Below are 26,578 nucleotides of genomic sequence, written 5' to 3' on the forward strand. Positions count from 1 at the left end.
CTAACGATGATGGAAATGGGTATTGACCAGTTGGCTTCATTGCTGGGATGGTATGGAAAAATGCCTTCCTCGGGTGACTTTGTGCATCGGCGTTGCGAGCCATCATTAATTAACGGCTGGCATCGCTGGTTAAGTCAGGGGCTGGTTTGCATGCATGGCTCAACCTTGCCTGAAGCGGTACGGGAATACCGGCAAGCCCCAGTCTGGAATTTTTTATTGCCCGCCTGGCAGGATGGGGGCGTCATACAAATGGGCAGTATTGCGCCCAGCCGTGACAGGGTGGGCCGCGAATATCCCCTGGTAGCCGTTTTGCAAATACCGGTTGCCAGTTTCAACCGGCAAATGATAGAGGGTTCGGCACGGTTTTATGAGTATCTGGGCAGGCAACTCTTCAGGGCGGTCAGCCAGGGGCTTTCTATTGCACAGTTTGAGCAGGATATCCAGCATGCCAGGGTTTGCCTGACACCTATGCTGCAGCGTGGGGCGGGCAGGCAAACCGGACCGGCCAGCCGGGGCGGGGATATCCTGGCTATCCTGAATGCCGGTCATGAGGTACCACCACTTGAAAAAATGGATGACGAGGTGTGTTCATGGCCCGGCTTAAGCGATTATTTCAATCCGTATTCACACAACAGTTATTGGTGGGCCAATCAGGCAGGCGGCTCGGGCCAGCGTACCCTGGTTCATGGGGGCAGCCTGAATAATACCCTGTTCAACACCTTGTTTGCGAATCCTTCCAATATTAAACGTTCATCGGCAGACGCCAGTCTGTAACAGGTAATTTATATGACGTCCCTTTCTGAATTGATCGAAAAAATTAGTCCTGATTACCAAACCCTGGCGCAATCAGGGTGGTGGCAGGGTGAGGTTACCCAGGTTGATCTTGAAAACCTGTTGCTGGACATATGGCCTGTATTACAGGGGTTGCATGATCAAAACCGGGTGTATGGTCTTTTTTCACTGGAAGCCATTTTGCTGGATCGAGCAGGACGTGCCCATTTGCTGCCTCTTTCCGAAGGGCAATTGCAGCAATTGCAGGCCAAGAATGAGTTCATTGCCGGTTATGCCGCTTTTGAACAGCACGCCGCTGATCCGGGCTGGCCAATTGGCCCCTGGACTGATGTCTATGGACTGGGCATGGTGCTTAGAAGCATGATATTGAAGCAGGCCCCGGAGTCTGCCATAAAGCGGATGGTCAAGGATGATTTGCCGCCCTTGTCTGGCCATGTGCATGGTGGCGTTTTTAGCCGGCGTTTTCTACGGGCCATTGATTGCGCCACCATACTGGAACCCGAGGTTCGCACCCGGTCTATGAATGAGCTGGTGGTGGCCATGGGTTTGGCGGATGTTTCTGAAATACGTGCCGCTACCCCTGAAAAGGTTATGCCTGTGGCACCGCCCGTTAGCGTATCGCCAACGCAAGCAGTTGCCGGGCCGCAAAACCCGGAACCGGCACCTGTACCATCTTCTGTCGCAGCAACAGAACAGGAAAACCAGGATCCGCCTGCAAGAAAGATCGTCTTGCAAGAACGTAAGCGCGGGCCGGCGTGGGGCCTTATTGCACTGGTGTTGGCAGCTGCGGCAGCAGGTGTTTATCTTTATACCGGTCAGGAAGCTGAACAGTCTGCAATAGCGGGTATGGAAACCGGAAAAGAATCAGAGCAAACCCGCACAGCCTCTGCCAATATGGTGCAGCCCAAAGACCCTGGTGAAGGAAACAGGCCACCGCAACCGCTGTGGAAAACGCAAGAGGAAGCTGTGGTCAAAGCCCTGACTCAAGCCGAAACGATGGCCAACACCATTGCCGGAACGGCAAGCGAGACGCTGGATAAGGCAGTCAACGAGGTGGTCAACCAGTCTGTCAATGACGCAGTGAGCAGTGCCCGTCCCATGGCTGAAAATAACGTGGACGAAGTGGCGGCAATGATAACGGCTACTGACAATACATTGCCTGAGCCATTGCCTGAGCCGGTTTCTGAGGCAGGCCAACAGGCGCAGATGCCTGCTGGGGATACATCAGGTATTATCAGTGAAGTATCAAATAACAGTCAGGAAATAGCAGGCATTACCTGGCAACCATCCGGTCGCACACAGGAAGCCCCTGTTACTCTTGCAGAACAGCCTGCCCCTGCCACTGAAACAATTGAACGCCAGGAACAGGAACGTCAGGAACAGGAACGTCAGGAACAGGAACGTCAGGAACAGGAACGTCAGGAGCAGGAACGGCAGGAGCAGGAACGGCAGGAACAGGAACGCCAGGAACAGGAACGTCAGGAGCAGGAGCGGATTAATCAGGAACAGCTGGCGCTTCAGGAACAAAAACGTCTTGAAGCAGAAAGGCTTGCACAAGAGGAACGCAGGAAAGAGCAGGAACGGGCGGCCAGTATGGCGGTCGTCAACTTGTCTATCCAGCCATGGGGAGATGTGTATGTTGATGGGCGCAGGCGTGGTGCCAGTCCTCCATTGCGTTCACTCAGGCTCTCTCCCGGAACCCATACAATTGAAATCCGTAATGGTAATTTGCCTTCACATGTTGTGACTGTAGAGCTGAAAAGTCAGCAAAACACAACAGTCAGTCATCAGTTTTAATTGAAATTAAAACTATTGAAAACAACGGGTTCATAAAAAATGTATAAATGTTTCAGGTAAAAAATGCTGATTGGGTGAATAAATGGTTTTCAATGTTCAATTGTTGAGGTTTGTCGTATTTTTTTTCATTGAAACGTCATGAATCTTTAATACTTGATGTATACGATAAACGGCATTATGAAACAGTCGTTTATTAATTTATTCAGTCAGCACCAGTGCGGAAGCAATCTGGAGTATGACGCAGACTTTCTGGATTTACAGCAGTCCGTTATTGAAAAACCCGAGCAGCAGTTTGGTGACACCATTATTCAGGCCCAGACCCCTGATTGGACGCAGGTTGAAAAAAAAGCCGGTGGACTTTGCGAGCGAACCTGCGATCTCCGTGTGCTGGCGGCCCTTGCCTGGGCATGGACAGAGCGACGGGGAATTGTTGGTTACGCACAGGGTGTAGGGCTGGTAGAGGCGGTCCTGCAAGCGCATTGGGAAGGCGTATTTCCCTTGTTGGTGGAAGACGGCTATGAAGACCCCTTGCCCCGGATGAATGCACTGGTGGCCCTGGCAGACATGCAGGGCATGGCCAGAAGCTTGCGATCTTCTTTGCTGCTGACGGGACCACACGGACAGATGACACTTAGGGATGTGGAAGCAGTACTGGATGGTTCCAAGCCCGATTTGTACCCTGGCGGGCGTTTGCGCTTGCAGGAAGTCCTTAACCAGGCCCGGATGAATGAAGCGCCTGAAATACTGGCATTGCTAAGTGCCCGCAACAGCTTGCAGGGTATACGTGATGTGGTTGCTTCCCATCTGGGGAATGAGTGGACACCTGATTTTTCAGCGTTGCTGCGTAGTCTGGAGCAGGTTATTCAGGCCATGCAAGAAGTGGCTGCTGATGACGATACTCAAGACCACGACTCGCAAGAGACGATGGCTGGTGAAAAAGCGCCGGCTGCGCTTCAGGAAACCGGTCTGTCATCCGGGGAGCGTGCGGTTTCCTGGAAGCAGGTGCAGATCAAAACCCGCGATGAAGCCATTCTGGCGCTGGAAAAAGTATGCAGTTACTTCACTGTCAATGAGCCAAGCCATCCAGCACCTTTTCTTCTCAGGCGGGTGCAGCAAACCATCCCGATGAATTTCCATGAGATTTTGCAAAACCTGATGCCATCCGGTGCAGAGCAGTTTGAGGCATGGATGCCCAAAGATGATTAATCATATTAAACGGCTGACGCCAGGTCATGCCTGTATCAGCTCACAGGAGAAATAATGAGCACAACAAAATATAACAGCGGACAAAAATTTATTGCCCGCAATCGTGCGCCACGTGTGCAGATTGAATACGACGTGGAAATTTACGGTGCAGAACGTACGATCCAGTTGCCCTTTGTGATGGGCGTCATGGCGGATCTGGCCGGTAAGTCCATCGAGCCGCAGGCCGATGTTGCCGAGCGCAAGTTCCTGGATATTGATATTGACAACTTTGATGAACGCATGAAAGGCATTAAACCCCGTGTTGCTTTTCATGTGCCCAATACCCTGGGCGGGGACGGTGTATTGAGCGTGGACTTGACCTTTGACAGCATGGATGACTTCACCCCGGCCAATATTGCCCGCAAGGTTGAACCCCTGAACGCTTTGCTGGAGGCCCGTACCCAATTGGCCAACCTGTTGACTTATATGGATGGCAAGACCGGTGCCGAAGAGCTGATTAACCAGGTTCTGCAAAACCCGGCATTGCTGTCAGCCCTGGCAACGGCACCCAAACCGCAAGAGCAGGCGGGTGAGTCTGCCAATGCCGACCACACCGAACAGTAACCGTTAACGGGATTATTCATGTATACAACCAGTACCAATCAACAGGTGGATTTGCAGGAAACACTGGCTGGTGATGAATTGACATCACTTCTGCAAAAAGAGTTCAAGCCTAAAACAGATCAGGCCCGTGAGGCGGTTGAAAATGCCGTCAAGACGCTGGCTCGCCAGGCACTTGAAAATGCGGTGACGATTTCTGCCGATGCCTATTCAACCATTCAGGCCATTATTGCCGAAATTGATGGCAAGCTGACCGAACAAATCAACCAGATCATGCATCATGCCGAGTTCCAGCAGCTTGAGGGCGCGTGGCGCGGGTTGCACTATCTGGTTAATAACACCGAAACCGATGAATTGCTGAAGATCCGTGTCATGTGTATCAGCAAGAAAGAGTTGGGCCGTACCCTGAAAAGATACAAAGGGGTGGGCTGGGACCAAAGCCCGATCTTCAAGCGGGTGTACGAAGAAGAATATGGTCAGTTTGGCGGTGAACCCATTGGCTGCCTGGTAGGAGACTATTATTTTGATCATAGTCCTCCCGATGTGGAAATGCTGGGTGAGATTGCCCGTATTAGTGCTGCCGCGCATTGTCCGTTCATTGCCGGTGCCGATCCTGCCGTCATGCAGATGGAGTCATGGCAGGAATTGTCGAATCCGCGCGACCTGACCAAGATCTTCACCAATACCGAATATGCTGCCTGGCGCAGTCTGCGCGAGTCTGAAGACGCCCGCTATATTGGCCTGGCAATGCCCCGGTTTCTGGCCCGTCTGCCTTACGGCTCACGCACCAACCCGGTTGATGAATTTGATTTTGAAGAGGAAACCGACGGTGCCAACCACGAGCGTTATGCCTGGGCCAACTCGGCCTATGCCATGGCGGCCAATATCAACCGTTCATTCAAGGAGTATGGCTGGTGCACTTCCATTCGCGGGGTTGAGTCGGGTGGTGCGGTAGCCAACCTGCCTTGCCATACCTTCCCTACCGATGATGGTGGCGTGGACATGAAGTGTCCGACGGAAATTGCCATTAGTGACCGTCGCGAGGCTGAATTGGCCAAAAACGGTTTTATGCCACTGGTGCATCGCAAGAATTCGGATTTTGCCGCGTTTATTGGGGCCCAGTCGCTACAAAAACCGGCCGAATACAACGACCCCGATGCCACTGCCAATGCCCGCTTGTCGGCCCGTCTTCCTTACCTGTTCGCCTGCTGCCGTTTTGCCCATTATCTCAAGTGTATTGTGCGCGACAAAATCGGCTCATTCAACGAGCGGGATGATATGGAGCGCTGGCTTAACGATTGGGTGATGAACTATGTTGACGGTGATCCGGTTAATTCATCCCAGGAAACCAAGGCCCGCAAGCCGCTGGCTGCGGCCGAAGTCCAGGTGCAGGAAATTGAAGATAACCCCGGCTATTATTCGGCCCGTTTTTTCTTGCGTCCGCATTATCAGCTGGAGGGCTTGACCGTATCCCTGCGGCTGGTATCGAAGCTGCCGTCATTAAAACAGAATGATGGCTAAGCACTCATTTACCGGGGTAAGTCCCCGTATTTTGTTGTTCATTTTTATCTTGAAGGGAGATAGTTGTGGCTGTTGATATGTTTATGAAAATTGAAGGTGCAAACGGTGAATCCAAAGATTCAAACCACAAAGACTGGACCGACATCCAGTCATTTGCATGGGGTGCAACCCAACCCGGTTCCATGTCTACCGGCGGTGGTGGTGGTACCGGCAAAGCCAGTTTCAATGACCTGAACGTAGTTGCACGCATTGACCGTGCCGCACCTGCCGTCATGAAACATTGTGCAACTGGCAAACACCTGGGCAAGGTGGAAGTGTCTGTGTGCAAGGCAGGCGGCAGCCAAATTGAATACTCACGCATCACGCTGGAAGACGTATTGGTGACGTCAGTCCAGTACACAGGCTCACAGGACGGCGACGCCATGATGGTTAGCTACTCCTTCCAGGCTGCCAAAGTCAAGCAGCAGTACTGGGAGCAAACAGAGCAAGGCGGCAAAGGCGCTGAATCTGTTGTTGCTTACGATATCAAGCAAAACAAAATCGTTGCTTAACATCTGGCAAGCAGTGTAGGGGTTGATTTCCCTATGGGTCAACAGAGTCAGGATGACTGTTGGCCCATCTTATTTTTTACAGGGGGATGGTTTTAATGTCTTATTTATCAATCATGCGCGCACTGGGTGGACAGCCTGTCAGCGAGCTGCTAAACCGTGTAAAGGCAAGTATCCGTAAAAATCCGGGTGATGCCGATTTGCGTGCGCAACTGTTTCAGTTATTGGTGATCACAGGAGACTGGGACAAGGCGTGTGACCAGTTAACGCTAAGTGCTGAAATGAATGCGCAGGCCCAACCACTGGCCGTTGCCTATGGTGGAGCAATAAGAGCCGAACAGGAAAGGGAAGCCGTGTTTCGCGGTGAAACAATACCGGCCGTGCTGGCCCGGCCACCGGCCTGGATGGCCATGTTGATTGAGGCCCTTAAAACACCCGATGAAGAACAGGCCGCGGGTCTTCGGGCGGTTGCCATGGAAACGGCCCCTGGCAGTATTGGCCAGCTTGACATTGACGGGCAAGACAATACCTTGTCTTTTGAATGGATCTGCGATGGTGATGGCCGAATCGGGCCAGTGTGCGAATTGATTGTTAACGGACGCTATGGCTGGGTTCCGTTCGAATCCATTGCCAGCATCCGTTTTATTGCCCCCCAGGGCTTAACCGACCTGGTCTGGGCACAAGTGGAAGTAGACATGCAAGACAAGCGCCAATATACCGGCTTGATGCCGGTACGTTACCCTGCACCGGCGGGTTCGTCTTATGCCCGGCTTGATGACGCCGCCAATTTAAGCCACCGGACCGAGTGGCAGTATTGTTCTGAACAGGTTTACTTTGGCATTGGCCAGAAAATGTGGATGACCGCCAATTCTGAACAGGCCATTCTTGATGTGCGGAGGGTGGTTTTCAATCATGAAGCAAAAAACGGTTAATGCCGGGATCGCACTGTGAACATGCACATGAAACCGCCATCTGAAAGGGCTATCCGCAAGGGTGAGAAAGACCGTTTGCAACCCGCGTTGCTAGACCGGCTTACCGATAACGAGCCCGACAAAAGGCAAGAGTCGCAAGATCACGGCATGATGGATTATGAGTCTTTGCGCAAAGCCGTATTGCGTGATTTGCGCTGGGTGTTGAACACCACGAGCCTGGAAGCCGATCACGATTTACAGGCATGGCCGCAAGTCAGGAACTCTACCCTGAATTTTGGCGTGGGCGCGCTGGCAGGCAAGCGCATGTCCGAAGTGGACTGGGAAGATGTCGAAGCCTCTGTTACCCGGGCGATTGTGAACTTTGAACCCCGGATACTGGCAGATAGCCTGGAAGTAAGCAGTATTACGGAAATGGATATGCTGATGCACCACAACGTGCTAAGCCTGCTGATCCGCGGCAAATTATGGTGCAACCCTTATCCGCGCGAATTTTTGTTTCGTACCGATATTGACCTTGAAAGCGGCCATATTGATTTGCTGGAACAGGCAGGGGGGCAATAATGCAAGCGCGGTTTTTGGATTATTACAACCGTGAACTGGTTTATATCCGTGAAATGGGCAAAGAGTTTTCAGCCCAGTATCCGAAAATAGCCGGACGCCTGGGCATGAACGGGATAGATGTGGCTGACCCCTATGTAGAGCGCCTGCTTGAAGGGTTCAGCTTCCTGACCGCCCGCATCCACATGAAAATGGATGCCGAGTTTCCCCAGTTTACCCAGCGTTTGCTGGAAGTGGTGTACCCCAATTATGTGGCACCCACCCCTGCCATGACCGTGGTGCAATTTACCCCCAACCTTAGTGAAGGGCGGCTGGTGAACGGCTACGTGTTGCCCAAAGGAACCGGCTTGCGCAGCCGTGTGCCCAAGGGTGAACAAACCTCGTGCGAATTTGTGACCGGCCAGTCGCTAACGCTTTACCCGCTGGAAGTGGCATCGGCAGAATTAACCGGTATTCCACCCGATTTGCCCTTGAAACGCCTTAACCTGAACACGGCGCAACGCCCTGTGCAAAGCGCCTTGCGGGTAAAAATTCAGGTGCGTGCCGGCCAAACGCTGGATGAACTGGACCTGGACCAGCTCATGTTTTACCTGAACGGGCAGGATATCCACATGTACCGTTTGCTGGAACTGTTAATGGCGCATACGGTTGCCGTACTGTGCCATGACACCCAAAAACCCATGCGCTGGCTGAACCGCCTGAATGCGGACAGTTTGCGCCATGAGGGTTTTGACAGTGAACAGGCCCTGCTGCCGGCCGATTCCCGCGTGTTCCACGGGCACCGCATTATTCAGGAATACTTTGCCTTTCCGGCACGGTTCCTGTTTTTCAGCCTGAACAACCTGAAAAAAGGCCTGAAATTGCCAGCGGCATTATCGGGAGCAAAAGATGGGGGAGCAAAAGGAACGGTAGAAAAAGCATCAGTCGAAAAAGGCAAGGAAGAGAATAAAACCGTTCAATCGTTTGAGCTGACTTTTCTATTTGACAAACTCATCCCCGAGCTGGAAGGCAATATTACCCGCGAGAACCTGGCCCTGCATTGCGTGCCTGCCATTAACCTGTTCCGTAAAACGGCGGACCGCATTGCCGTACAGCCCAATACGCATGAATACCACTTGGTGGTCGACCGTACCCGGCCAATGGATTATGAAGTATTCAGCATTACCCGGCTGCTGGCCTATTCGGACTCGGCAAAGCACCGCGAACAGGAATTTAGGTCATTTTATGCCTCTCTGGGCCAGGACCAGGGTGATTATGGCGCCTACTATTCCCTGCGCCGCGAGCCCCGGGTTGTATCTGAAGTGGCGCGCCTGAATGGCACCCGCACTGCTTATGGTGGCAGCGAAGTGTTCATGTCACTGGTAGACCAGCATCAGGCGCCTTATTCAGAAAATATCCGCCACCTGGGGGCTGAAGTCATGTGCACCAACCGGGATTTGCCCATGCTAATCCCCTTTGGCAGCAGCCATGACTTCGCCATGAAAGTGTCTGCACCGGTCGCCGGTATCCGCATACTGCGCGGCCCCAGCAGGCCTCGCCCGGCCTTGGCCAAAGATGCCCAGGCCTGGCACCTGATCAGTCATTTAGGTCTGAACTACCTTGGCTTAACGGACCTTGACCAGGAAAAGGGTGCCCAAACCTTGCGGGAAATGCTGCGTATATACGCCAATATTGCCGACCCGGCCATTGCCCGGCAAATTGACGGCGTTCGCCATGTGCGTGTTGAACCGGTGCACCACCGGCTGCCGGTACCCGGCCCGATTGTGTTTGGCCGGGGGGCCAGAATCCATCTGGAGGTGGATGAAACCGCATTTTCAGGTGCCAGTCCGTATTTGTTTGGTGCCGTGATTGAACAGTTTTTTGCGCGACATGTCTCCATCAACATGATGTCGGAGTTGGTGCTGTCTTCCCTGCAGCGTGGGGAAATTGCCCGCTGGAAACCCAGGATGGGATCCCGGCCTTCTGTATAGTATTTGAATATTAAAGGAATTTAACCATGTCTTTGGCTTCAAGAATGCAAAACAGCCCCGTGTATGACCCGGTTCACCTGCTTGGCACTGTGGAAACCATTCATGATGATGGCAGTTACAGTGTGTGTTGCGACGGTTACGTCTGGCCATGCCGGCGGGCGGCAAGCTGCATGCTTATGCCGGCGGTGGGGGATACGGTATTGCTTAGCGGCCCTGATCATCAGCGGGTGTATTTGCTGGCTGTTATTGAGCAGGCCGATCCGGCCGCTTCTTTGCTGGCGGTGCCCGGCAATTTGCGCGTAACCGCAGCCAATGTGGCCATTGAAAGCCGTGAGAATACCCGCCTGACAAGTGCGCAGGCGCTTGACCTGAACAGCGCAAACCTGAGGGTGCAGTCTGACAAAGGCATGTGCCTGGTCAATGAGATGGAATACGTAGGTAAACAAGTGCAATCCACTGTTGGCTTTTTTCATTTCATTGGCAATGTGTACGAATCCATTGTTGACCGGCTCTCCCAAATGTCCCGCTCTTCTTTCAAGGTAACCGAAGGGGTTGAGCAGGTACGGGCCGGCATGATTGATTATGAAGCGGAAAAAACCGCCCGCGTGCATTCCAAATATACCGTGGTAACGGCTGAGGACCTGATCAAGGTTGATGGCAAACAGATCCACATGGGGTAATTGGGCAGGTAAAAGGGAAGGAGTATTTTATTTACTCACTTTATGAAGTGTAATTTTATTGATATATCCGTTTTGGATAATGACGACAAGTGTTCTACTTTGAACCCAAAGGATGAGAAATGAACTTGCTGGATCTGATTGACGAACGTCCCATTGTTGCCCATACACCCTTGCCGGGTATTCTCGGTTTTGCCAGCATGACGGGGCATGAGCAGTTATCACATTTATTTGAGTTTGATGTAGAACTGATTGCCACCACGATTTCCCTTGATCTCAAATCATTGCTGGGCCAGCCCCTGACGCTGGAGATTGAAACCTCTGGCGCTCCGCGGTTTTTGAATGGCCAGATTGTTAAATGCGTGCTGGTGGGCCGGGAAAACCACTCTTCCGATTATTTCGTTTATCGGGCTACGGTGCGCCCTTCAATGTGGTATTTGACCCAAACGACCGACAACAGGATTTTCCAGGATAAAACCGTTCCGGATGTATTGCGGGAAGTGCTTGGGGAGTATGGTTTTCCGGTGGAGTATAAATTATTGAATACTTACCGAAACTGGGAGTATTGCGTCCAGTACCAGGAAAGCGATTTTGATTTTGTCAGTCGTCTGATGGAGCATGAAGGCATTTATTACTGGTTCCGTCATGAAAACGGCCAGCATACCCTGGTTATTTGCGATGATGTTTCAGCCCATTCCGATATGCCTGGCTATGGTGCGATTCCTTATATTGACGGTAATCGCCATTTGGGCGCAAACCGTGAATATGTGTCTGACTGGAATGTACAGGCCCAGATTACACCGGACAGTTATGCAACCGTTGATTACGATTTTCGCAAACCCAGGGTCAGTCTTGACGCGATGTCCAGGGGAGAATCCAGTGGCCAGCCGATGGGACTGGAAGTCTATGAGTGGCAGGGCGGTTATCAGGAAATTGATCACGGAGAAAGTTACTCACGGATTCGTCTTGAGGAATTGCAAGCCAGCCGTGAACAGATCCAGGGGGTGACCAATGTAAGGGGGATGGCTCCCGGTTATCTGTTTACCCTGAAAAACCATCCGCGCATGGCAGAAAACCGTGCTTACATGATTGTTTCCGCCCATTACCGGATGAGTATTGCCGGTTATACCTCGGGTACAAACCGGGAAGACAGCTTTGAAGTGGTTTTTAGTGCCTTGCCCGATAACATCCCGTTTCGTGCCCGCAGGCTGACGCCCGTACCGCGCACGCATGGTCCGCAAACGGCCAAAGTGGTGGGCCCTGCCGGGCAGGAAATCTGGACTGATCAATATGGGCGTATCAAGGTTCAATTTCATTGGGACCGTTATGGCCAGCATAATGAAAACAGTTCCAGCTGGGTACGGGTGTCCAGCCCTTGGGCGGGAACCGGTTTTGGCGGCTTGCAATTGCCACGCATTAATGATGAAGTAGTGGTGGATTTTATTGGCGGCAACCCGGACCGGCCAGTGGTGCTGGGGCGGGTTTATAACGCATCCAACATGCCACCCGTAGAGCTGCCCGCCATGGCGACCCAAAGCGGTTTCAGGAGCCATTCGGTGTACGGTGACCCCGATATGGCGAATATGTTGATCTTTGAAGACAAGCTGGGACAGGAACTGTTGCACATGAAGGCCCAGCTGGACATGCTGATAGAGGCCAACCGCAACCTGACGGTAAGGGTGGGCAATGACCTGGATACAAGGGTGGACAACACCGAAAAGCATCATGTATTGAGTACCCGCACCGTGATTATTGATGGTGCCGAAGATGAAACCTTCAATACCGGCGTGACCCGCAACATTACCTCAACCGGCCTGAAAGATACGATTGCCGACGGGGTGAATACAACCGTGACAGGTGGCAATACCTACCATTTAACGGGCGATAACAAGGTTACGGTGGATGGCCCGGAAACCGAGCATGTGACCGGTAGCCGGAACATGACCGTGGATGGCACGTTAAGTGAAACCTATAACAGTGCTTATGACCAGACTGTTAACAGCACGATGCAGCGTTACATCACGGGAACCCTGAATGACACCGTGGACGGTGCCGTGACGCAAACCTACAACGCCACCAAGCAAGAAACCGTATCCGGCACTGTCACTTATGAGGCAGGGGGCGTTTCCACGCACACTTATAAGGCCAATGTGACTGAGGACATTACGGGACAGATAGACCGGAACTCTTCCATGGACATGAATTTCAAGTCGGGCACCAAAATTACCATGACGGCACCTGAGGTGGTGATTGATACACCAAAATTTACCCAGACAGACTCGGCCAGCTCAGACAATTTTTTTGCGAAGCATATGAAAGTCTCTGGTATTAGTTTCTTATTTGATAGTGCAAAGATTGGTGTTGTTGGGTTACAGACGATGGCTTATGGCGTGAAGGCAGAATATTCGGTTGTTAAATGTGATTTCGCGACAGTAGTTAAAAAAGGTGAAGGAGCCAAGTTCAAGGACATTGGAGCTGCAATTGAATTAGGCATGATCAAAACGGCAATTAGAGGTTTGTTTGTTGCGATATAAGGAAAACTTGATAATGAAAATATTGATTGCAGCTGGTATTGCGCTTTTATTTGTGATGGGTGGTTTCTTCATTTTTAATATTTCTTTTGAAACGATAGTGACCATTTTTGTTATTTTTTTATGTATTGCTTTAATACTTTTTTTTGTTTTTAAAGGCGATGTTTCGAATGAAAGGGAGTCGCTTCGAATTAACAAGACAGGGGAGCTTCGCAAAGCGACAGTCCTTTCTATTCAACAGACCAATAAATGGTTAAACAGCTATCCCGAGGTAAGAATCCGTATGCGGGTTGAGGGCCTATCGCAAGAGGCTTGCATCAAGGAGTACATCCCCATGAATGATTTATCTGTCTATCAGCCACAATCCGTGGTTGAGGTAGTACAGGATCGCGATAACCTGGAGAAAATAGTACTCAAATCCAGATTCTTTGATCAATTGCAGGAAAAGCACCGCAAAGATATGGCCAAAAAACAGGCAAAGCAGGAAAAAAAATGGCAGGGCAGGTGAAGTGAGTGCTGCCAAGCAAGCAGGTTTCAAAATTCGAACGATAGTAGCATCGACTGAATTAGCAACTACCATCCATTTTTATAGGTAAACAGGCAAAGTTTATGAAAATTTTCGTTGTCTTTTATTTGTTGTTTTCTGTTGCCTGCCTGATTTTTTTTAATTTTGATTGGTTAGCTGTTGCTGTTATAAGCTTTCTTATACTCATGGGTAGTATTTTTTATTATGGTTTCAAGGATTCTTTTAAAAGTGATATGAAAACGATTCGTCTGAATGAAACAGGTGAATTGGTCCAGGCTACCGTGCTTTCCATTAAACAGACCAATATTTACAACGGCGAAGATCCTGAAGTGATTATGGCAATCAGGGTGCAGGAAGTGAACGGTTCTTCTTATCAGGCAACAGTCCGGGGCACTGTTAAATTGGTTGATATACCTGCCTATCAACCAGGCAAGCAAATTGAAGTAGTACGAGACCGGCAAGACCGGTATCAAGTTGTTTTGAAAGACCCGGACTTTGAAAAAACACAGGAATTGCACCGGAAACTTCGGGAAATTAAAAAAGCAAGGCTTGACAAGAAAATGGCAGGGCAAGTGAAGTGAGTGCTGCCAATTGCATCTTTTTTTAATTAAATTGTCGTGTTTTCATGAAAATCATTAAACCCATTCGGCTAAGTGTAATGCCCAGACCTTATTCCTGGCGCGGGCAAACCCGTTTGGGGCTGGGTGTTTATGCCTTGCCCGATAACATCCCGTTTCGTGCCTGCAGAAGTGACCGGCCAGCTCAGACAATTTTTTTGCAAAACATATGAAAGTCTCTGGTATTAGTTTCCTATTCGATGGTGCAAAGATTGGTGCTGTTGGGTTACAGACGATGGCTTATGGCGTGAAGGCAGAATATTCGGTTGTTAAATTTGATTACGCTTCTATTGTCCATAAAAAAGAAGTGAATAAATTTGGGGATTTTGTAGCAGCGATTCAACTGGGTATGTTTAAAACTGCCATCCGTGGATTATATGTTGCTATTTAAGGATTTTAAATTATGAAAATAATAATTGGTGTTTGTATTTATGCTTTGGTGGCATTCATCAGCATTGTTTTTTTTGATGTTGCCTGGGAAGGTTTTCTCGGGATGTTTATCCTTCTTTTTATGGTGACGGTTATTACGTTGACTTTCGGGGTGACGGTTCAAAGTACAAATAAAATGCTCCGTATCAATAAGTCCGGTGAGCTGATTCAGGCAACCGTGATGTCCATTAAACAAACCAATTGTTTTGATGGGCCTGACCCAGAAGTCATTGTGGATGTTCGGATACAAGAGCCGGATGATTCGACTTATAGGGCAGTAATCAGGGGTACTGTCAAATTGGTTGAGTTGGCAGCTTACCAGCCGGGTAAAAAAATTGAAGTGGTTCGGGATCGGGAAGATCGGGAACAAGTCGTGTTTAAACATCGGTTTTTTAAAGAATTGCAGGAAAAGCACCGCAAGGATATGGCAAAAAAACAGGCAAAGCAGGAAAAGAAAATGGCAGGGCAGGTGAAATGAGTGCCGTCCAATTGCATATATTAACTCGGTTTTTCCATGAGCATGGATGGTCTGAAAATAGTAGCGGTTGGAGCGCAGGTTAATGCTTATGGCGTTAGTGCTTCATTCACTGGGATTAAATGTGATTATGCAGGTATTGTTTCAAAAAATAATGGTATTTCATTTAATGATGCTGGATTGCATATGAAAAAAACGGTGGCTGCTATTTCAATTGCAGCTGTAATACATTTAAAAATATAAGGGTTTTATTGTTTCTCTCAAATTTAAATTTTGTGTAAATCATTATTTTCATAAATTTTTTTGTAAAAAAAATTGAGGGCAAAATGGATAAAAAATTAAAACGATATTCTTTAATATTAATGGATTAGGATATTAACAATGAAAGTTTTTTTTATGGCATTGGCACTCGCGATTTTTTGGGGAGTTGTTGCTACGTATTTTGGAGGAAGTGATAAAACAGTTATTTATGGCGTGACGGCTATTTTTTTAGTCGTGCTGTTAGGAGGACTTTTTGGGGGTGTTGTTTATAGGATGTGGAACGGCATAAGTGTCAATTTGAATGGTGAGTTATGCCAGGCGACTGTACGGTCAGTTGAAACAACGGGTTATTGGCTTAATAACAAGCCTGAAATTCGTATGCGTCTGCTGGTTCATGGGCAAGGTGGTGCTTCCAGTGAGGCAACCCTTAAGGTTTACATAGACTTGGCGGATTTGCCAAAATATCAACCAGAAAAAACAATTGAAGTAGTGAGAAGCCGTGAGAAGCCTGAAAAAGTGGTATTAAAAGAGGAAAATTTTGATGAATTGCAGCAAAGATATCGTCAGGAAAAAGAAAAGAAAATGGCAGGGCTGGTGAAATGAGTGCCGTCCAATTGCATATATTAACCAGCGTATTTTCATGAAAATCATTAAACCCATTCGGCTAAGTGTAATGCCCAGACCGTATGCCTGGCGCGGGCAAACCCGTTTGGGGCTGGGTGTTTATGCCCTGCTTGATTACAGCCAGGGCAGTGTCCGGCTGGATAGCGAGCAAAATCTATGGAAACTGGTGCAGGAAGAGCTGGATGCAGGGGGTGTGCTTGACCTGGCCATGCCCAAGCCTGAACCCGAGTTTCTGGTGTCCGGGCAGGCCTATACCGCGTTTCAGGAAGAAAAGCGGCAATGCGCTGTCAAGGCACGGGTCGGTGAGCTTGAAAAAGACTTGCTGGTGTTTGGGGACCGGTTCTGGGTTAACAATGAAATAAGCCGTCCCCAGCCCTTCGAGTCCATGCGTATCAACTGGGCCAATGCGTTTGGCGGCCCGTCTTTTGAGCGTAATCCCGAGGGCAAGGGAGCGGCACCAGAGCCGTTTAATGGCACCCTGGTACAGCGTTTGCCCAATATTGAAGGCTTGCGTAACCGGGTCAGTGATTCACGCAAACAGTATGAACCGGAAGGGTTTGGCGCAATTAATATCACATGGCCGCAGCGGTTTTCCCTCGTGGGCACGTATTCCGAGCAATGGCGCCAGCACGAGTTTCCGGGTTTTTTTGCAGACATGAATCCGGCCATCTTCAATGCAGCTTCGGCAGACCAGCGCTGGCGTGGTCATGACAGCCTGCCCCGGGCAATGCCCTTCAGTTTTTACAATATGCATCCTCAGTTATCCTGCTGGTCGGGTATCTTGCCCGACTTACAGGCAAGGGCTTTTGTCCGGTTAAAGCAGATGGCTGAAGCGGACCTGTTGGAAATTGACATGAAAGCCAGTACGGTCTGGTTTGTGCCTCATACAACCCAATGCATCATGATGTTTCATGGCAGTTGCCCCATTGCCGAAGAAGACGGATGGGATGTGGAATGTGTGATGGCCGGGCTGGAACTGGGCGGGTATGAGCGTGACCTTGATTATTACCGGTCAGTGTTTGGCATTCGCATGGATCATAAAAAGGCAGCTTTATATGCCCTGAAAGATGAGCAATTGATTCAGGTGCCAGAGACCATGCTGCTGTCTTTCGGGGACATCCCCGACCCTTTGCAGACCAGTGCCTTTGTGCGCAACCAGCAGAACCGGTCTGAGGCTGAAAGGGAAAAGGCACGTCAGCGTTTGCGTGAATTGGGCCATGACCCTGCTGTTTTCGTGGCACCGGAATTTGTGGGGCCGAACAAGCCTTTGTCTTTTTCTGAATTGCCTGAAATATTTGAGCGTTTGCAGCAGCATGTCCCTGATCGTGAAACCATTGAAAAGCAGGTTCGGGGTGAGGCGCTTTCCAGTCTGACAAAACTGAAAAAAGAAGGGCGTATTCAGGCAGGAGGTCCGCTTGATTTTGAGGATTCCCTGAAAATTGGTGGCATGCCAATAACAGCCGAAAATCATGGCCCTTTGAAGATCGATCGGGATGGAAAACTGGCGCAGGCACTTGAAAAATTGCACCAGGAACGCAAAGTTTTACGTGAGGGCGGCAAGCTGGAAAGCAAATCTACCGGGGCACCCCTGCTGGATCATGATTTCATGAAGCATGCTCAAAAAAAAATGGACAAACTCTATCTGTATTCGGTGCAGTTCCTGGGGGAGGCACCGGTAGCCGGCCCGCACCGCATGGAACAAATGCAAGAGGCCGTGCGTCATGCCTACCTGAAAGATAAAAACCTGGCCGGCCTGGACCTGACCGGTATTGATCTGTCTGATATGGATTTGCGTGGCGCCAATTTGCAGGGGGCCATGCTGGAAGGGGCGATATTGCACAACGTCAGGCTGGATCATGCCAATTTGACGCATGCCGTGCTGGCCCGGGCAAAAATCTCAGGTAGCTCTTTCAAAGACGCCAATCTGGCTAACAGTAATTTATCGCAGGCCCGGATTGAACACAGCACATTTGAACAGGCCTGCTTTGATCACGCCATTTTGTTTGGGCTTGAAGCTGAACAGGTACAGATGACGGGGGCGCGTTTCAAGACTTGCCAGTTTTATCAGGGCAAACTGCAACAGGTTGACCTGACCGGGGCCAGTTTTGAACAGGTGGCTTTTCATGAGGTTGTGCTGGACAGGGTAGGCTTTATTGAGGCGCAATTAAAGCAGTTGGCATTTTCCGATTGCCCGCTTTCCCATGTCAGTTTTGAACGCAGTGAGGTGGAGGGGGGCGTTTTTTACCAGTGCGGTCTTGAGCAGCTTTCTTTTGATCAAGCCTGGCTCAAGAATATTGTGTTTACCCAAGGGGTAAAGCTGAACTGTTGCACATTCAGGCAAAGCCAGATCAGGACGTGCAATTTTCGCCAGACGCATATGGAACAGTGTGATTTTAAACAGGCTCTGGCCGAGAATTGTGATTTTTCCGAGGCGGAAATTTCCCTTTGCATGATGGAGCATGCCCGCTTTCCGCAAACCCTGTTCGTCAGAACCTTTTTTGAGAAAGTATCTTTGCAATACAGCAGCTTGATTGGCGCCAATCTGCAAAAGTCGGTCATGAAAGAAGTCAATCTGTATCGTGCCAACCTGTTCAGGGCTGATGTTTCCGGACTTATGGCCGATCGGGAAACGGTTTTTGACGGCATTTATGCCGAACAGGTCAAGCGTTTCCCTGAAGCGAAAGGAGCATGAACATGAGTTTTAATTCACAACAGGTGGCGCAGGATATCCGGCAGGGAGAGGCTTTCAGGGAGGTGTCTTTTGCCGGTATGGATTTTTCCGGACAGGATCTTTCAGGGGGCATGTTCGAGAAAGTGGATTTTTCCGGGGTTGTTTTCAATCAGGCCAATTTGCAGGAAGCGGTTTTCATTCAATGTAATTTTGAGCGGGCGGTCTTCAATGGCAGCAATCTTTACAAGACGACCTTTCAGGGTGCCCTGCTGGATGAATGCCGGTTTGTACAGGCTGATTGCAAAGAAATCATGGTGGTGGAGTCTTCGTTGCGGCAGTGCCTGTTCGAGGCATCGGTTTTCAGTGTGGTGACATTTAATGAATCCGATTTGTCGGGAACCGTATTCCGGCAAATGCATTTGTTTGAAAAAACGTTTTTCATCAATTGCCAGTTAAATCAATGCAGTTATGCGGTAAATAGCATGGATGCCTGTGTTTTCATGCAGGCCAATCTGGAAACGGTGGATTTTACGCAAACGGCCATGAATCGTTGTGTCCTGATGAAATGCCAGCTTGCCAGGCAGAAATTCACAAATGTGCCGTTAACGCTTTGCCAGTTTACCGACAGCGTACTGGATGATGCTGATTTTTCAGGTTCCAACCTGAGTCAGGCCAATTTTAAAGGAGCCAGCCTGAAACGGGCGCGCATGAACAAGGCCTGTGCCGATCAGGTCCTGTTTCTGGAGGCCGACCTGGAGGCGGCCAGTCTGGCGGGGACTTCCCTGAAAAACGCGATTTTCAATGAAGCCGTGTTGACCCGGACGGTATTTGCCGGTGCCAATGCATGGCAAGCCATTTTTCATTATGCCAGTGCAGAACGGTCGGACTTTTCGGGCGCCGACCTGACTTATGCCGATTTTTCTTACGCTGATTTGCGTGGGGCGAGGTTTGGGCAGGCGAATTTTGAGCGAACCCGGTTTCACCGGGCCCTGACCGATAGTGAAAGCATCAAATCGGGGCCGGGCTGTCTTGCCGCTGACGAGGCATTGCTCAAGGCTGAATATTTTGATGCCGCGAACAATACCTATTGAATATTTTAAGGAGCACTTATGTTTGCAAATGCACAATTAATGGGAATGGATCTGGCGTTTCCCGATGTTTGTCGTACGCCACCCGTCATCCCGGTACCTTATCCCAATGTGGCACTGGGGCCCACCTATATTCCCAATGCCTTCAATATCCTGTACATGTGCACACCCGCCCATAACCTGGCCACTTTTGCGCCCATTACCAATGGCGATAACCCGGGGATTGTATTGGGTATGGTATCTAATACGGTAATGGGGCCATCACGCCATATTACCGGTGCATTCACGTATTTGCTTAAGGGTATGCCCGCTACCCGCCTGAGCAGCCTGTCGTTGCAAAACCTTTTCAATATGGCTGGTATGCGGATAGTGCCCAGCCAATTGAAAATATTACTGCTGGCGCCCTGACTATCCATTGATGGAGCAAGATCTTATCAAGAAGAAAAACCAACGGATCAGGCAAGAAATGGAAACACTTGTTACGATCAAGGTTATTTCAATGAACCTGGCATAAACTACCAAACCAATGAAGCTCTTTTTTGGGAATTGAAATAACATGTCCAATTCACGCCCGGTCATTATTTTTATCCTGTTCTCATACCTGTTTTTTTATTCAACAGCACAAGCTAATACCTCACTAAAACTGCCTGACGCAGCCAGTAGAACCTATGCGCAGAATTACAAAGACTCCGCTTTGGCTTTTTGCATTTCAAAAGCTTATGCACAACACCTGGAAGTAAGCCATGACGCCATAAGCAGTGCCAGTGCATTGACTTGTATCATGGCCCCGAGCTTGACGCGCTGACAAAACAATATGTTGGCAAACCAGAGCAAACCTACAGAAACGAAAATCCAGATTAATATTATTCAACAAGGTGATCCTGAAAGATATTATTGAAATATCTTTCAGGTGTATTCTTGTTTACGGGTTGACAGCCGCATTCCCATCTTGTTTCCAGCGATATAAGCTGTTATTGTTTGTTTTTTCACTCATACGGCAGGGTTCAATGAAAGGGTCGGGCAAAGCATTAATGGTGTCGCTGTTTCTGGTTGCCGGTATTTTAGCCGGTTGCGATCAGGGTAATGCTGTTAATGAGGGGCCACCTGTTGTACATGGTGAGGTAGACCATTCCGAAGTGGAGCTGGCCCGGGCCAAACAGGCTGAAGCACAGGCCAGGGCTGCCGAGGCCAAGGCCCGCAAAGACGAGGCCAAAGCAGTTGCCGATGAGGCGCGTTTGCGACAGAAAGAAGCCTTAAGCAAGGAAACTGAAGCAAAATCATTGGCGGCCAAGGCCAAGTCTGAAGAAGAGGCCGCCCGCCTGAACGCCGAAGCCGCCAGACACAATGCCATCGAAGCGCAGGCCAATGTGGAACTGGCCAAACTCAAGACTGAAGAAGCTCGCCTGAAAACCGAAGAAGCCAAGGCGCGTGCCGATGAGGCCAAAGCCCGTGCGGATGAAGCACGCTTGCTGGCTGAAGAGGCCCAGGCACGACTGGAAACCGCCAGACTGCAATTGGAAGAGGCGCGTTTGCAAATGCCGGTGGCAGAGATTAATGAAAGCCCGGTGCCCGGCGCTGGCCTGTCTGCTCCTGAAAGTCCGAATCCAGAGCCGGGCTCGACTGTTCCAGATAGTACAGGCCTCACACCTGAAGCGGTGACTCCGGCTGAACCAGACTAGCTGCTGGCACAAACATCTGGCCGACCTTGAACAGGTTGCCGTGAATGTCAAAGGGGCCAACGGTCGCGCTTGAATTGCCGCAGTTGCCGCCACGCATATCCGTGGCGGGAATACCGGTTTGTGATGATCTAAAACGGGTGCAGGCCGGAAGCGTTAAAGGTATTTAAAAACGTTTAAAGTGGATAAGAACCATTAAAAAGCCACGGAAAGCCCGCCATCAACAGCCAGGATCTGGCCGTTGATATAAGAGGCGGCAGGGGAAGTCAGAAAAAGCACGGGGCCGATGATTTCCTCGGGTTTGCCCAGGCGTTGCAAGGGATTGCGTTCCTGGATTTTACGCATGGTTTCGGGCTCTTTGATCAGTGCTTCATTGTGTTCGGTATCAAAAATACCCGGTGCAACCGCATTGCACAAAATACCCTCATGACCATATTCAACCGCAATGGAACGGGTCATGGTATTAAGGGCCTGCTTGGTGATGGGATAAATGAAATCGCCATGGCGGATAACGTGGCCGGCAATGGAGCTGATGGTCACGATGCGACCATGGCGGTTTTTGCGCATCAGGTCGATGGCCGAGCGGGAAATACCGATATTGGCCAGGATATTTGTATGAACGATATGTTCGATTTCAACCGGGGTAAGGTCGTGCAGGGTTTTACGAATCCGGATGCTGGCATTGTTAATCAGGATATCAAGGCGACCGTATTGTTCTTCTATCTGAGAAAAGGCCTCGCGGCGGGAATGGTGGTCATTAATATCAAAAGATAGCCAGCTGGCCGACAGGCCCATGTTATTGAATGCACCGGCGGTTTCTTTGGCGCGTTGCTCGTCTCGGGCATGTACCACAACGGTGGCGCCGGCGTTGGCCAGTCCATGGGCTATTTGGTAGCCCAGGCCTCTACAGGCACCAGTGACCAGGGCAACCTGGTCCTTCAGGGAAAAAAGCTGGTTGGTGTTGCTTGTTGCACTCATGAATTGGCTCCTTGGTCCCGCTGCTTTGGTGTGCTGGCAGGCGTATTCATGAATATGCCTGCCAGGGTGATGATTGTTATTTTGCAAGTATAGTGCGGATTGCCTGCTTTTCAAACACGGTAAAAACCATACTGTCGGGATAGCATGAATGCTCTTTTTTCTGTTATGGTAGTTTTGAAAAAACAATCAACCGTTTTCAGGACTATTAAAATATGGCAGACAACACTTTTTTATTACCCGGTATCCAATATCCCATTATCCAGGCACCCATGGCGGGGGTTTCCACACCGGCCCTGGCTGCGGCGGTATCCAATGCCGGCGCTTTGGGTTCATTGGGGGTGGCTGCGGTTGATACGGCCGGCGCACGCCAAATGATTGAGCAAACCCTGGCCTTAACCCATAAACCGTTTAACGTGAATGTGTTTTGTCATCGGCGAACCTCGCAAAACCCGCAGAAGGAACAGGCCTGGCTGGCTTATTTGAAACCCCTGTTTGATGAGTTCGGTGCCACGCCTCCCGCGCAGCTGAATGAAATTTATGACACCTTTGTGGATAACCGGCCTATGCTGGATATGCTGCTGGCGCTTAAACCCGCCTTTGTCAGTTTTCATTTTGGCCTGCCTTCCACGGACTATATACAGGCCCTGAAAACGGCGGGAATTACCTTGCTGGCCAGTGCCACCACCCTGGAAGAAGCCCGGCAAATAGAAGCGGCAGGCATTGATTTTATTGTGGCTCAGGGGTACGAAGCCGGTGGACACCGGGGGGTATTTGAGCCTGAGCAGGGCGATGCCTGCATGGGAACACTGTCATTGGTGCGCCTGCTGGTTAAACATTGCCGATTGCCGGTTATTGCTGCTGGGGGTATTATGGACGGCAGTGGTATCAAAGCAGTCTTAAGGCTGGGAGCCTGTGCTGCCCAGATGGGCACGGCCTTTGTGCTGTGCCCCGAGTCATCCGCCAATGCGGCTTACCGTGCCAACCTGAAAAGCGGGCGGGCCTTGCATACGGCCGTTACCACGGTTATTTCGGGTCGTGCCGCCAGGGGTATTGTTAACCGCATGATGACAGATCTTGAATCGGCTGGTGCTCCGCCCACGCCGGGTTACCCCATGACCTATGATGCTGGCAAGGCATTGATTGCCGCAGCCAATGCCCGGGGCAATTTTGAGTTTGCCGCCCAGTGGGCCGGGCAGGCGGCTTACCTGGCGCGGGAAATGCCGGCCGCACATTTGGTGGCAACGCTGGTGGAAGAACTGAAGTGATTGTTTGGGGCAATATCATTAGGGTATTGCGCCCAATGTGTTTTAGCGGCGATTGCGCGACTTGTTGCCAGTGGCGGCACCATTTGCCGGGCGACCTGGCAGATGCCTGAAAGTAATTCGGCCTTTATTCATGTCGTAAGGTGACATTTCAAGTGATACTTTGTCACCGGCCAGAATACGGATATGGTGTTTGCGCATTTTGCCACCGGTGTAGGCGATAAGCGGGTGGCCGTTATCCAGTGTGACGCGAAAGCGGGAGTCAGGTAGCACTTCGGTTACCATGCCATTCATTTCTATTAATGCTTCTTTGGCCATAGATAAATCTCCTGTGTGATTGAAAAATAACATGCATGAACGGACCGGGCCGCAAGCTTAAACAAGCAGTATGCATGGATAGGCGCCGTGGCGCTGGCGGGTATCGGGATGTAGCGTATTTTTTCCGCAAGGGGAAAAGATGTATAGCGTATAGCCGGTATAGCTGCCTGGGGTTAGTCAGGGACTGGGTGAAATTCTTTAAGCATTAAAAATTAATGCTTGAGGAATAAGTGGTTAGCACTTGGCGAACAAGTGGTTGGATTAACGATACCCGTTGAATATTACGCCATCATGGCGACGACAATATGGCATTGTAACATACTTTGCGTTGTTTGTTAATGATATGAAAATAAAGCGAAATATACAGCGGGGTCAGGGGGGCGGCTGACCGTGTCGGTCAGCCGGAAAATGATTTTGGTTTCAAGCTTCAAGTTTGGCCTGGTTGGGTAGATCTTTCAGGGCGGGGGCCGGTGGCAGGCCGGTCACATCCAGAATTTCCTGTTCGTCCAGCGTTTCGCGCTCTAGCAGGGCGGCAACCAGCGCATCCAGCTGCTGGCGATGATCGCGAAGCAATTGCTTGGCCTGCTCATGGCTCTCATTGATGATTTTATGCACTTCTTCATCAATCAGGGCGGCGGTTTGTTCGCTTACCCCGTCAAGCTGCCGTTGTGCCACACCCAGGTAAGGGTTCTGGCGGGCGGCCAGTTTTACCATGCCCAGTTTTTCACTCATGCCCCAACGGGTTACCATGTTTTGTGCCAGTTCGGTAACCTGTTCAATATCATTTTCAGCGCCGGTGGTTTTGGTGCCGTAAACGATCTCTTCGGCCGCCCGTCCGCCCAGCATGCCAATAATGCGTGCCCGTAAATAGGCTTCGGGGTAATTGTAGCGGTCTGCCGGCGGCCGTTGGTAGGTTACCCCCAGGGCCTGACCACGTGGCACGATGCTGACCCGGTTGACCGGATCGGCACCGGGCACGACCAGGCCAAGAATGGCATGGCCGCTTTCATGATAGGCAATCCGTTCACGGTCGGCCTGGCTCAGGATAATGGGACGCTCTGGGCCCAGCATGATTTTTTCAAGGGAGTCCATAAAATCCTTCAGGTGGATTTCATGTTGCTCGCGTTTGGCTGCAAGCAGTGCCGCCTCATTGCTCAGGTTTTTAAGGTCTGCTCCTGATAAACCGGGTGTGGAGGCGGCGATTTCCATTAAATCCACGTCTTGCGCCAGGGGTTTGTCGCGGGTGTGAACCTGTAAAATGGCTTCACGACCGGTTTTGTCGGGCAGGTTCACCACGACCCGGCGATCAAAGCGGCCAGCTCTTAGCAGGGCTTTGTCAAGAATGTCGGGTTGGTTGGTGGCCGCCAGCACAATCACTTCTTCCTTACCCGAAAAGCCATCCATTTCAGTCAGAATCTGGTTGAGGGTCTGTTCCTGTTCGCTGGCCCCGCCCAATACGGCCTGACCCCGGGCACGGCCGATGGAGTCGATTTCGTCAATGAAAATAATGGAGGGGGCATGTTCGCGCGCCTGCTTGAATAAGTCCCTGACGCGGGCAGCACCCACACCGACAATCATTTCAACAAATTCTGAGCCGCTCATGGAGAAAAAAGGAACATTGGCTTCGCCTGCCACGGCTTTGGCCAGCAGGGTTTTACCGGTGCCCGGTGCTCCCACCAGCAATATGCCTCTTGGGGCAGTGGCACCCAGTGCCGTGTATTTTTTGGGGTTTTTCAGGAAATCAACAATTTCAACCAGTTCGTTTTCGGCCTCATCAATACCGGCGACATCCTCAAATGTGACTTTTTTAGCCTGCTCATGGTCATAGCGGCGGGCCTTGCTTTTCCCCAAGCCAAACATGCTGCCACCCAGTGCGCCACCGGTCTGCCTGGAGGCACGACGGTAAAGCCATACATAAAACAGGATAATCAGCAGTACCGGTCCGAAACCGAACAGCAGGTTGCTTAGCGAGCTGCCGGTTTGGGCTGGCGAGGCGTTAATCCTGACATTATGGCTGGCTAGAAAGGAGGCCAGTCCGGGGTCGGTGAAGTCGGGTACAACGGTAGAGAATGTTGTGACGTTGCGGGGGGGAGCCGAGGCTGCCGGCTGGGCTGCGTTTTCAGCAGGAGGCAGGGTGACCGGATGGTTGAATTGTCCCTGGATGAGCTGGCCCTGGCTGTGAATCGACTGGACATTGCCTTGCGCAACCTGTTCTTTGAAGGTGGTGTATGGCACTGGGATTGCCTGGTTGGCACCGGGCAAAAGCCATTGGGTGACCACATAATTGACTACAAGGATCAGTAAAATGATGAGCCAGAAATTGCGTTGTGGCAGCCGGGCGCCATCGGGGCGTCCCGGCGTATTGTTGAATGAATTGCCTGAAGAAGAATTATTGCCGTTTTTCATCATGCTTTGATTGCTCTGGAGTTGTTATGGGGCAGAGGCCTTGCGGCTTTGCCCGAAGGACGCTTTCAGTGAACTAAACGGGGTAATCGTTTATGTCCAATCATAGCATTGAACA

At 50.6% G+C, this 26,578-nt stretch carries 26 protein-coding genes; 23 read left to right on the forward strand and 3 right to left on the reverse strand.

Annotated features, from left to right (window positions below; all coding sequences use genetic code 11):
- Positions 1-6: 6 nt before the first annotated feature.
- The 22 genes from tagF (at position 7) to HCX92_RS01300 (ending at position 21,502) form a co-directional block, all read left to right on the forward strand.
- Positions 7-774: a type VI secretion system-associated protein TagF gene (tagF, locus tag HCX92_RS01195; RefSeq protein WP_169293091.1), complete on the forward strand. Its 768-nt coding sequence runs from the start codon at positions 7-9 to the stop codon at positions 772-774.
- Positions 775-786: 12 nt separating this feature from the next.
- Positions 787-2,589 (forward strand): hypothetical protein, encoded by a 1,803-nt coding sequence (locus HCX92_RS01200; protein WP_169293092.1) that lies wholly within the window; start codon positions 787-789, stop codon positions 2,587-2,589.
- A 177-nt stretch (positions 2,590-2,766) separates the two neighbouring features.
- Complete coding sequence (gene tssA, locus HCX92_RS01205) at positions 2,767-3,795, forward strand: type VI secretion system protein TssA (protein WP_169293093.1); 1,029 nt, start codon at positions 2,767-2,769, stop codon at positions 3,793-3,795.
- Between the two features lie 54 nt (positions 3,796-3,849).
- Positions 3,850-4,398 (forward strand): type VI secretion system contractile sheath small subunit, encoded by a 549-nt coding sequence (tssB, locus tag HCX92_RS01210; RefSeq protein ID WP_169293094.1) that lies wholly within the window; start codon positions 3,850-3,852, stop codon positions 4,396-4,398.
- An 18-nt stretch (positions 4,399-4,416) separates the two neighbouring features.
- Positions 4,417-5,916 (forward strand): type VI secretion system contractile sheath large subunit, encoded by a 1,500-nt coding sequence (gene tssC / locus HCX92_RS01215; RefSeq protein ID WP_169293095.1) that lies wholly within the window; start codon positions 4,417-4,419, stop codon positions 5,914-5,916.
- Between the two features lie 65 nt (positions 5,917-5,981).
- Entirely contained in the window at positions 5,982-6,467 is a 486-nt protein-coding gene (locus HCX92_RS01220) for a type VI secretion system tube protein Hcp (protein WP_169293096.1), read from the forward strand.
- A 95-nt stretch (positions 6,468-6,562) separates the two neighbouring features.
- Entirely contained in the window at positions 6,563-7,396 is an 834-nt protein-coding gene (locus tag HCX92_RS01225) for a type VI secretion system accessory protein TagJ (protein ID WP_169293097.1), read from the forward strand.
- Positions 7,397-7,423: 27 nt separating this feature from the next.
- Entirely contained in the window at positions 7,424-7,957 is a 534-nt protein-coding gene (gene tssE, locus HCX92_RS01230; RefSeq protein WP_169293098.1) for a type VI secretion system baseplate subunit TssE, read from the forward strand.
- Entirely contained in the window at positions 7,957-9,924 is a 1,968-nt protein-coding gene (gene tssF, locus HCX92_RS01235) for a type VI secretion system baseplate subunit TssF (protein WP_169293099.1), read from the forward strand. The genes tssE and tssF overlap by 1 nt, the downstream gene beginning before the upstream one ends.
- A gap of 26 nt (positions 9,925-9,950) precedes the next feature.
- Complete coding sequence (locus tag HCX92_RS01240; protein WP_169293100.1) at positions 9,951-10,604, forward strand: DUF3540 domain-containing protein; 654 nt, start codon at positions 9,951-9,953, stop codon at positions 10,602-10,604.
- A 119-nt stretch (positions 10,605-10,723) separates the two neighbouring features.
- Positions 10,724-13,135, forward strand: coding sequence for a type VI secretion system Vgr family protein (locus HCX92_RS01245; RefSeq protein ID WP_169293101.1), 2,412 nt, complete (start codon positions 10,724-10,726; stop codon positions 13,133-13,135).
- Positions 13,136-13,148: 13 nt separating this feature from the next.
- On the forward strand, positions 13,149-13,640 hold the full coding sequence (locus tag HCX92_RS01250; protein WP_169293102.1) for a hypothetical protein: 492 nt from the start codon (positions 13,149-13,151) through the stop codon (positions 13,638-13,640).
- Between the two features lie 101 nt (positions 13,641-13,741).
- On the forward strand, positions 13,742-14,239 hold the full coding sequence (locus tag HCX92_RS01255; protein ID WP_169293103.1) for a hypothetical protein: 498 nt from the start codon (positions 13,742-13,744) through the stop codon (positions 14,237-14,239).
- 205 nt (positions 14,240-14,444) lie between these two features.
- Positions 14,445-14,666, forward strand: coding sequence for a hypothetical protein (locus HCX92_RS01260; protein ID WP_169293104.1), 222 nt, complete (start codon positions 14,445-14,447; stop codon positions 14,664-14,666).
- A gap of 12 nt (positions 14,667-14,678) precedes the next feature.
- A complete protein-coding gene (locus HCX92_RS01265) occupies positions 14,679-15,182 on the forward strand; it encodes a hypothetical protein (protein WP_169293105.1) in 504 nt (167 codons plus the stop codon).
- Positions 15,183-15,218: 36 nt separating this feature from the next.
- Positions 15,219-15,422, forward strand: a complete 204-nt coding sequence (locus HCX92_RS01270; RefSeq protein ID WP_169293106.1) for a hypothetical protein — start codon at positions 15,219-15,221, stop codon at positions 15,420-15,422.
- Between the two features lie 138 nt (positions 15,423-15,560).
- Positions 15,561-16,043: a hypothetical protein gene (locus HCX92_RS01275; RefSeq protein ID WP_169293107.1), complete on the forward strand. Its 483-nt coding sequence runs from the start codon at positions 15,561-15,563 to the stop codon at positions 16,041-16,043.
- A 37-nt stretch (positions 16,044-16,080) separates the two neighbouring features.
- The gene (locus HCX92_RS01280; protein ID WP_169293108.1) at positions 16,081-18,756 is read left to right on the forward strand and encodes a DUF2169 domain-containing protein; all 2,676 of its coding nucleotides are present in this window, start codon (positions 16,081-16,083) and stop codon (positions 18,754-18,756) included.
- A gap of 2 nt (positions 18,757-18,758) precedes the next feature.
- The gene (locus tag HCX92_RS01285; protein WP_169293109.1) at positions 18,759-19,826 is read left to right on the forward strand and encodes a pentapeptide repeat-containing protein; all 1,068 of its coding nucleotides are present in this window, start codon (positions 18,759-18,761) and stop codon (positions 19,824-19,826) included.
- Between the two features lie 18 nt (positions 19,827-19,844).
- Positions 19,845-20,231, forward strand: a complete 387-nt coding sequence (locus HCX92_RS01290) for a DUF4150 domain-containing protein (protein ID WP_169293110.1) — start codon at positions 19,845-19,847, stop codon at positions 20,229-20,231.
- Between the two features lie 148 nt (positions 20,232-20,379).
- Positions 20,380-20,628 carry a T6SS amidase immunity protein Tai4 family protein gene (locus HCX92_RS15015; protein WP_371808377.1) on the forward strand — a complete coding sequence of 83 codons (249 nt, stop codon included), beginning with the start codon at positions 20,380-20,382 and terminating at the stop codon, positions 20,626-20,628.
- Positions 20,629-20,830: 202 nt separating this feature from the next.
- Entirely contained in the window at positions 20,831-21,502 is a 672-nt protein-coding gene (locus tag HCX92_RS01300) for a hypothetical protein (RefSeq protein WP_169293111.1), read from the forward strand.
- Positions 21,503-21,694: 192 nt separating this feature from the next.
- Here the strand turns inward: HCX92_RS01300 and HCX92_RS01305 are convergent, their stop codons facing one another.
- Positions 21,695-22,477 (reverse strand): SDR family oxidoreductase, encoded by a 783-nt coding sequence (locus HCX92_RS01305; RefSeq protein ID WP_169293112.1) that lies wholly within the window; start codon positions 22,475-22,477, stop codon positions 21,695-21,697.
- A 212-nt stretch (positions 22,478-22,689) separates the two neighbouring features.
- Here HCX92_RS01305 and HCX92_RS01310 point away from each other — a divergent pair, with 212 nt between their 5' ends.
- Positions 22,690-23,742 (forward strand): nitronate monooxygenase family protein, encoded by a 1,053-nt coding sequence (locus HCX92_RS01310; protein ID WP_169293113.1) that lies wholly within the window; start codon positions 22,690-22,692, stop codon positions 23,740-23,742.
- Between the two features lie 42 nt (positions 23,743-23,784).
- Here HCX92_RS01310 and infA read toward each other — a convergent pair whose 3' ends face one another.
- Together infA and ftsH are read right to left on the reverse strand one after the other, a co-directional pair.
- Positions 23,785-24,057: a translation initiation factor IF-1 gene (gene infA, locus HCX92_RS01315; protein WP_169293114.1), complete on the reverse strand. Its 273-nt coding sequence runs from the start codon at positions 24,055-24,057 to the stop codon at positions 23,785-23,787.
- Between the two features lie 420 nt (positions 24,058-24,477).
- Positions 24,478-26,466, reverse strand: coding sequence for an ATP-dependent zinc metalloprotease FtsH (ftsH, locus tag HCX92_RS01320; protein ID WP_169293115.1), 1,989 nt, complete (start codon positions 26,464-26,466; stop codon positions 24,478-24,480).
- Positions 26,467-26,578: the final 112 nt, after the last annotated feature.

It is taken from the genome of Advenella sp. EE-W14 (assembly GCF_012923605.1).
Lineage (GTDB): Bacteria > Pseudomonadota > Gammaproteobacteria > Burkholderiales > Burkholderiaceae_B > Advenella > Advenella alkanexedens.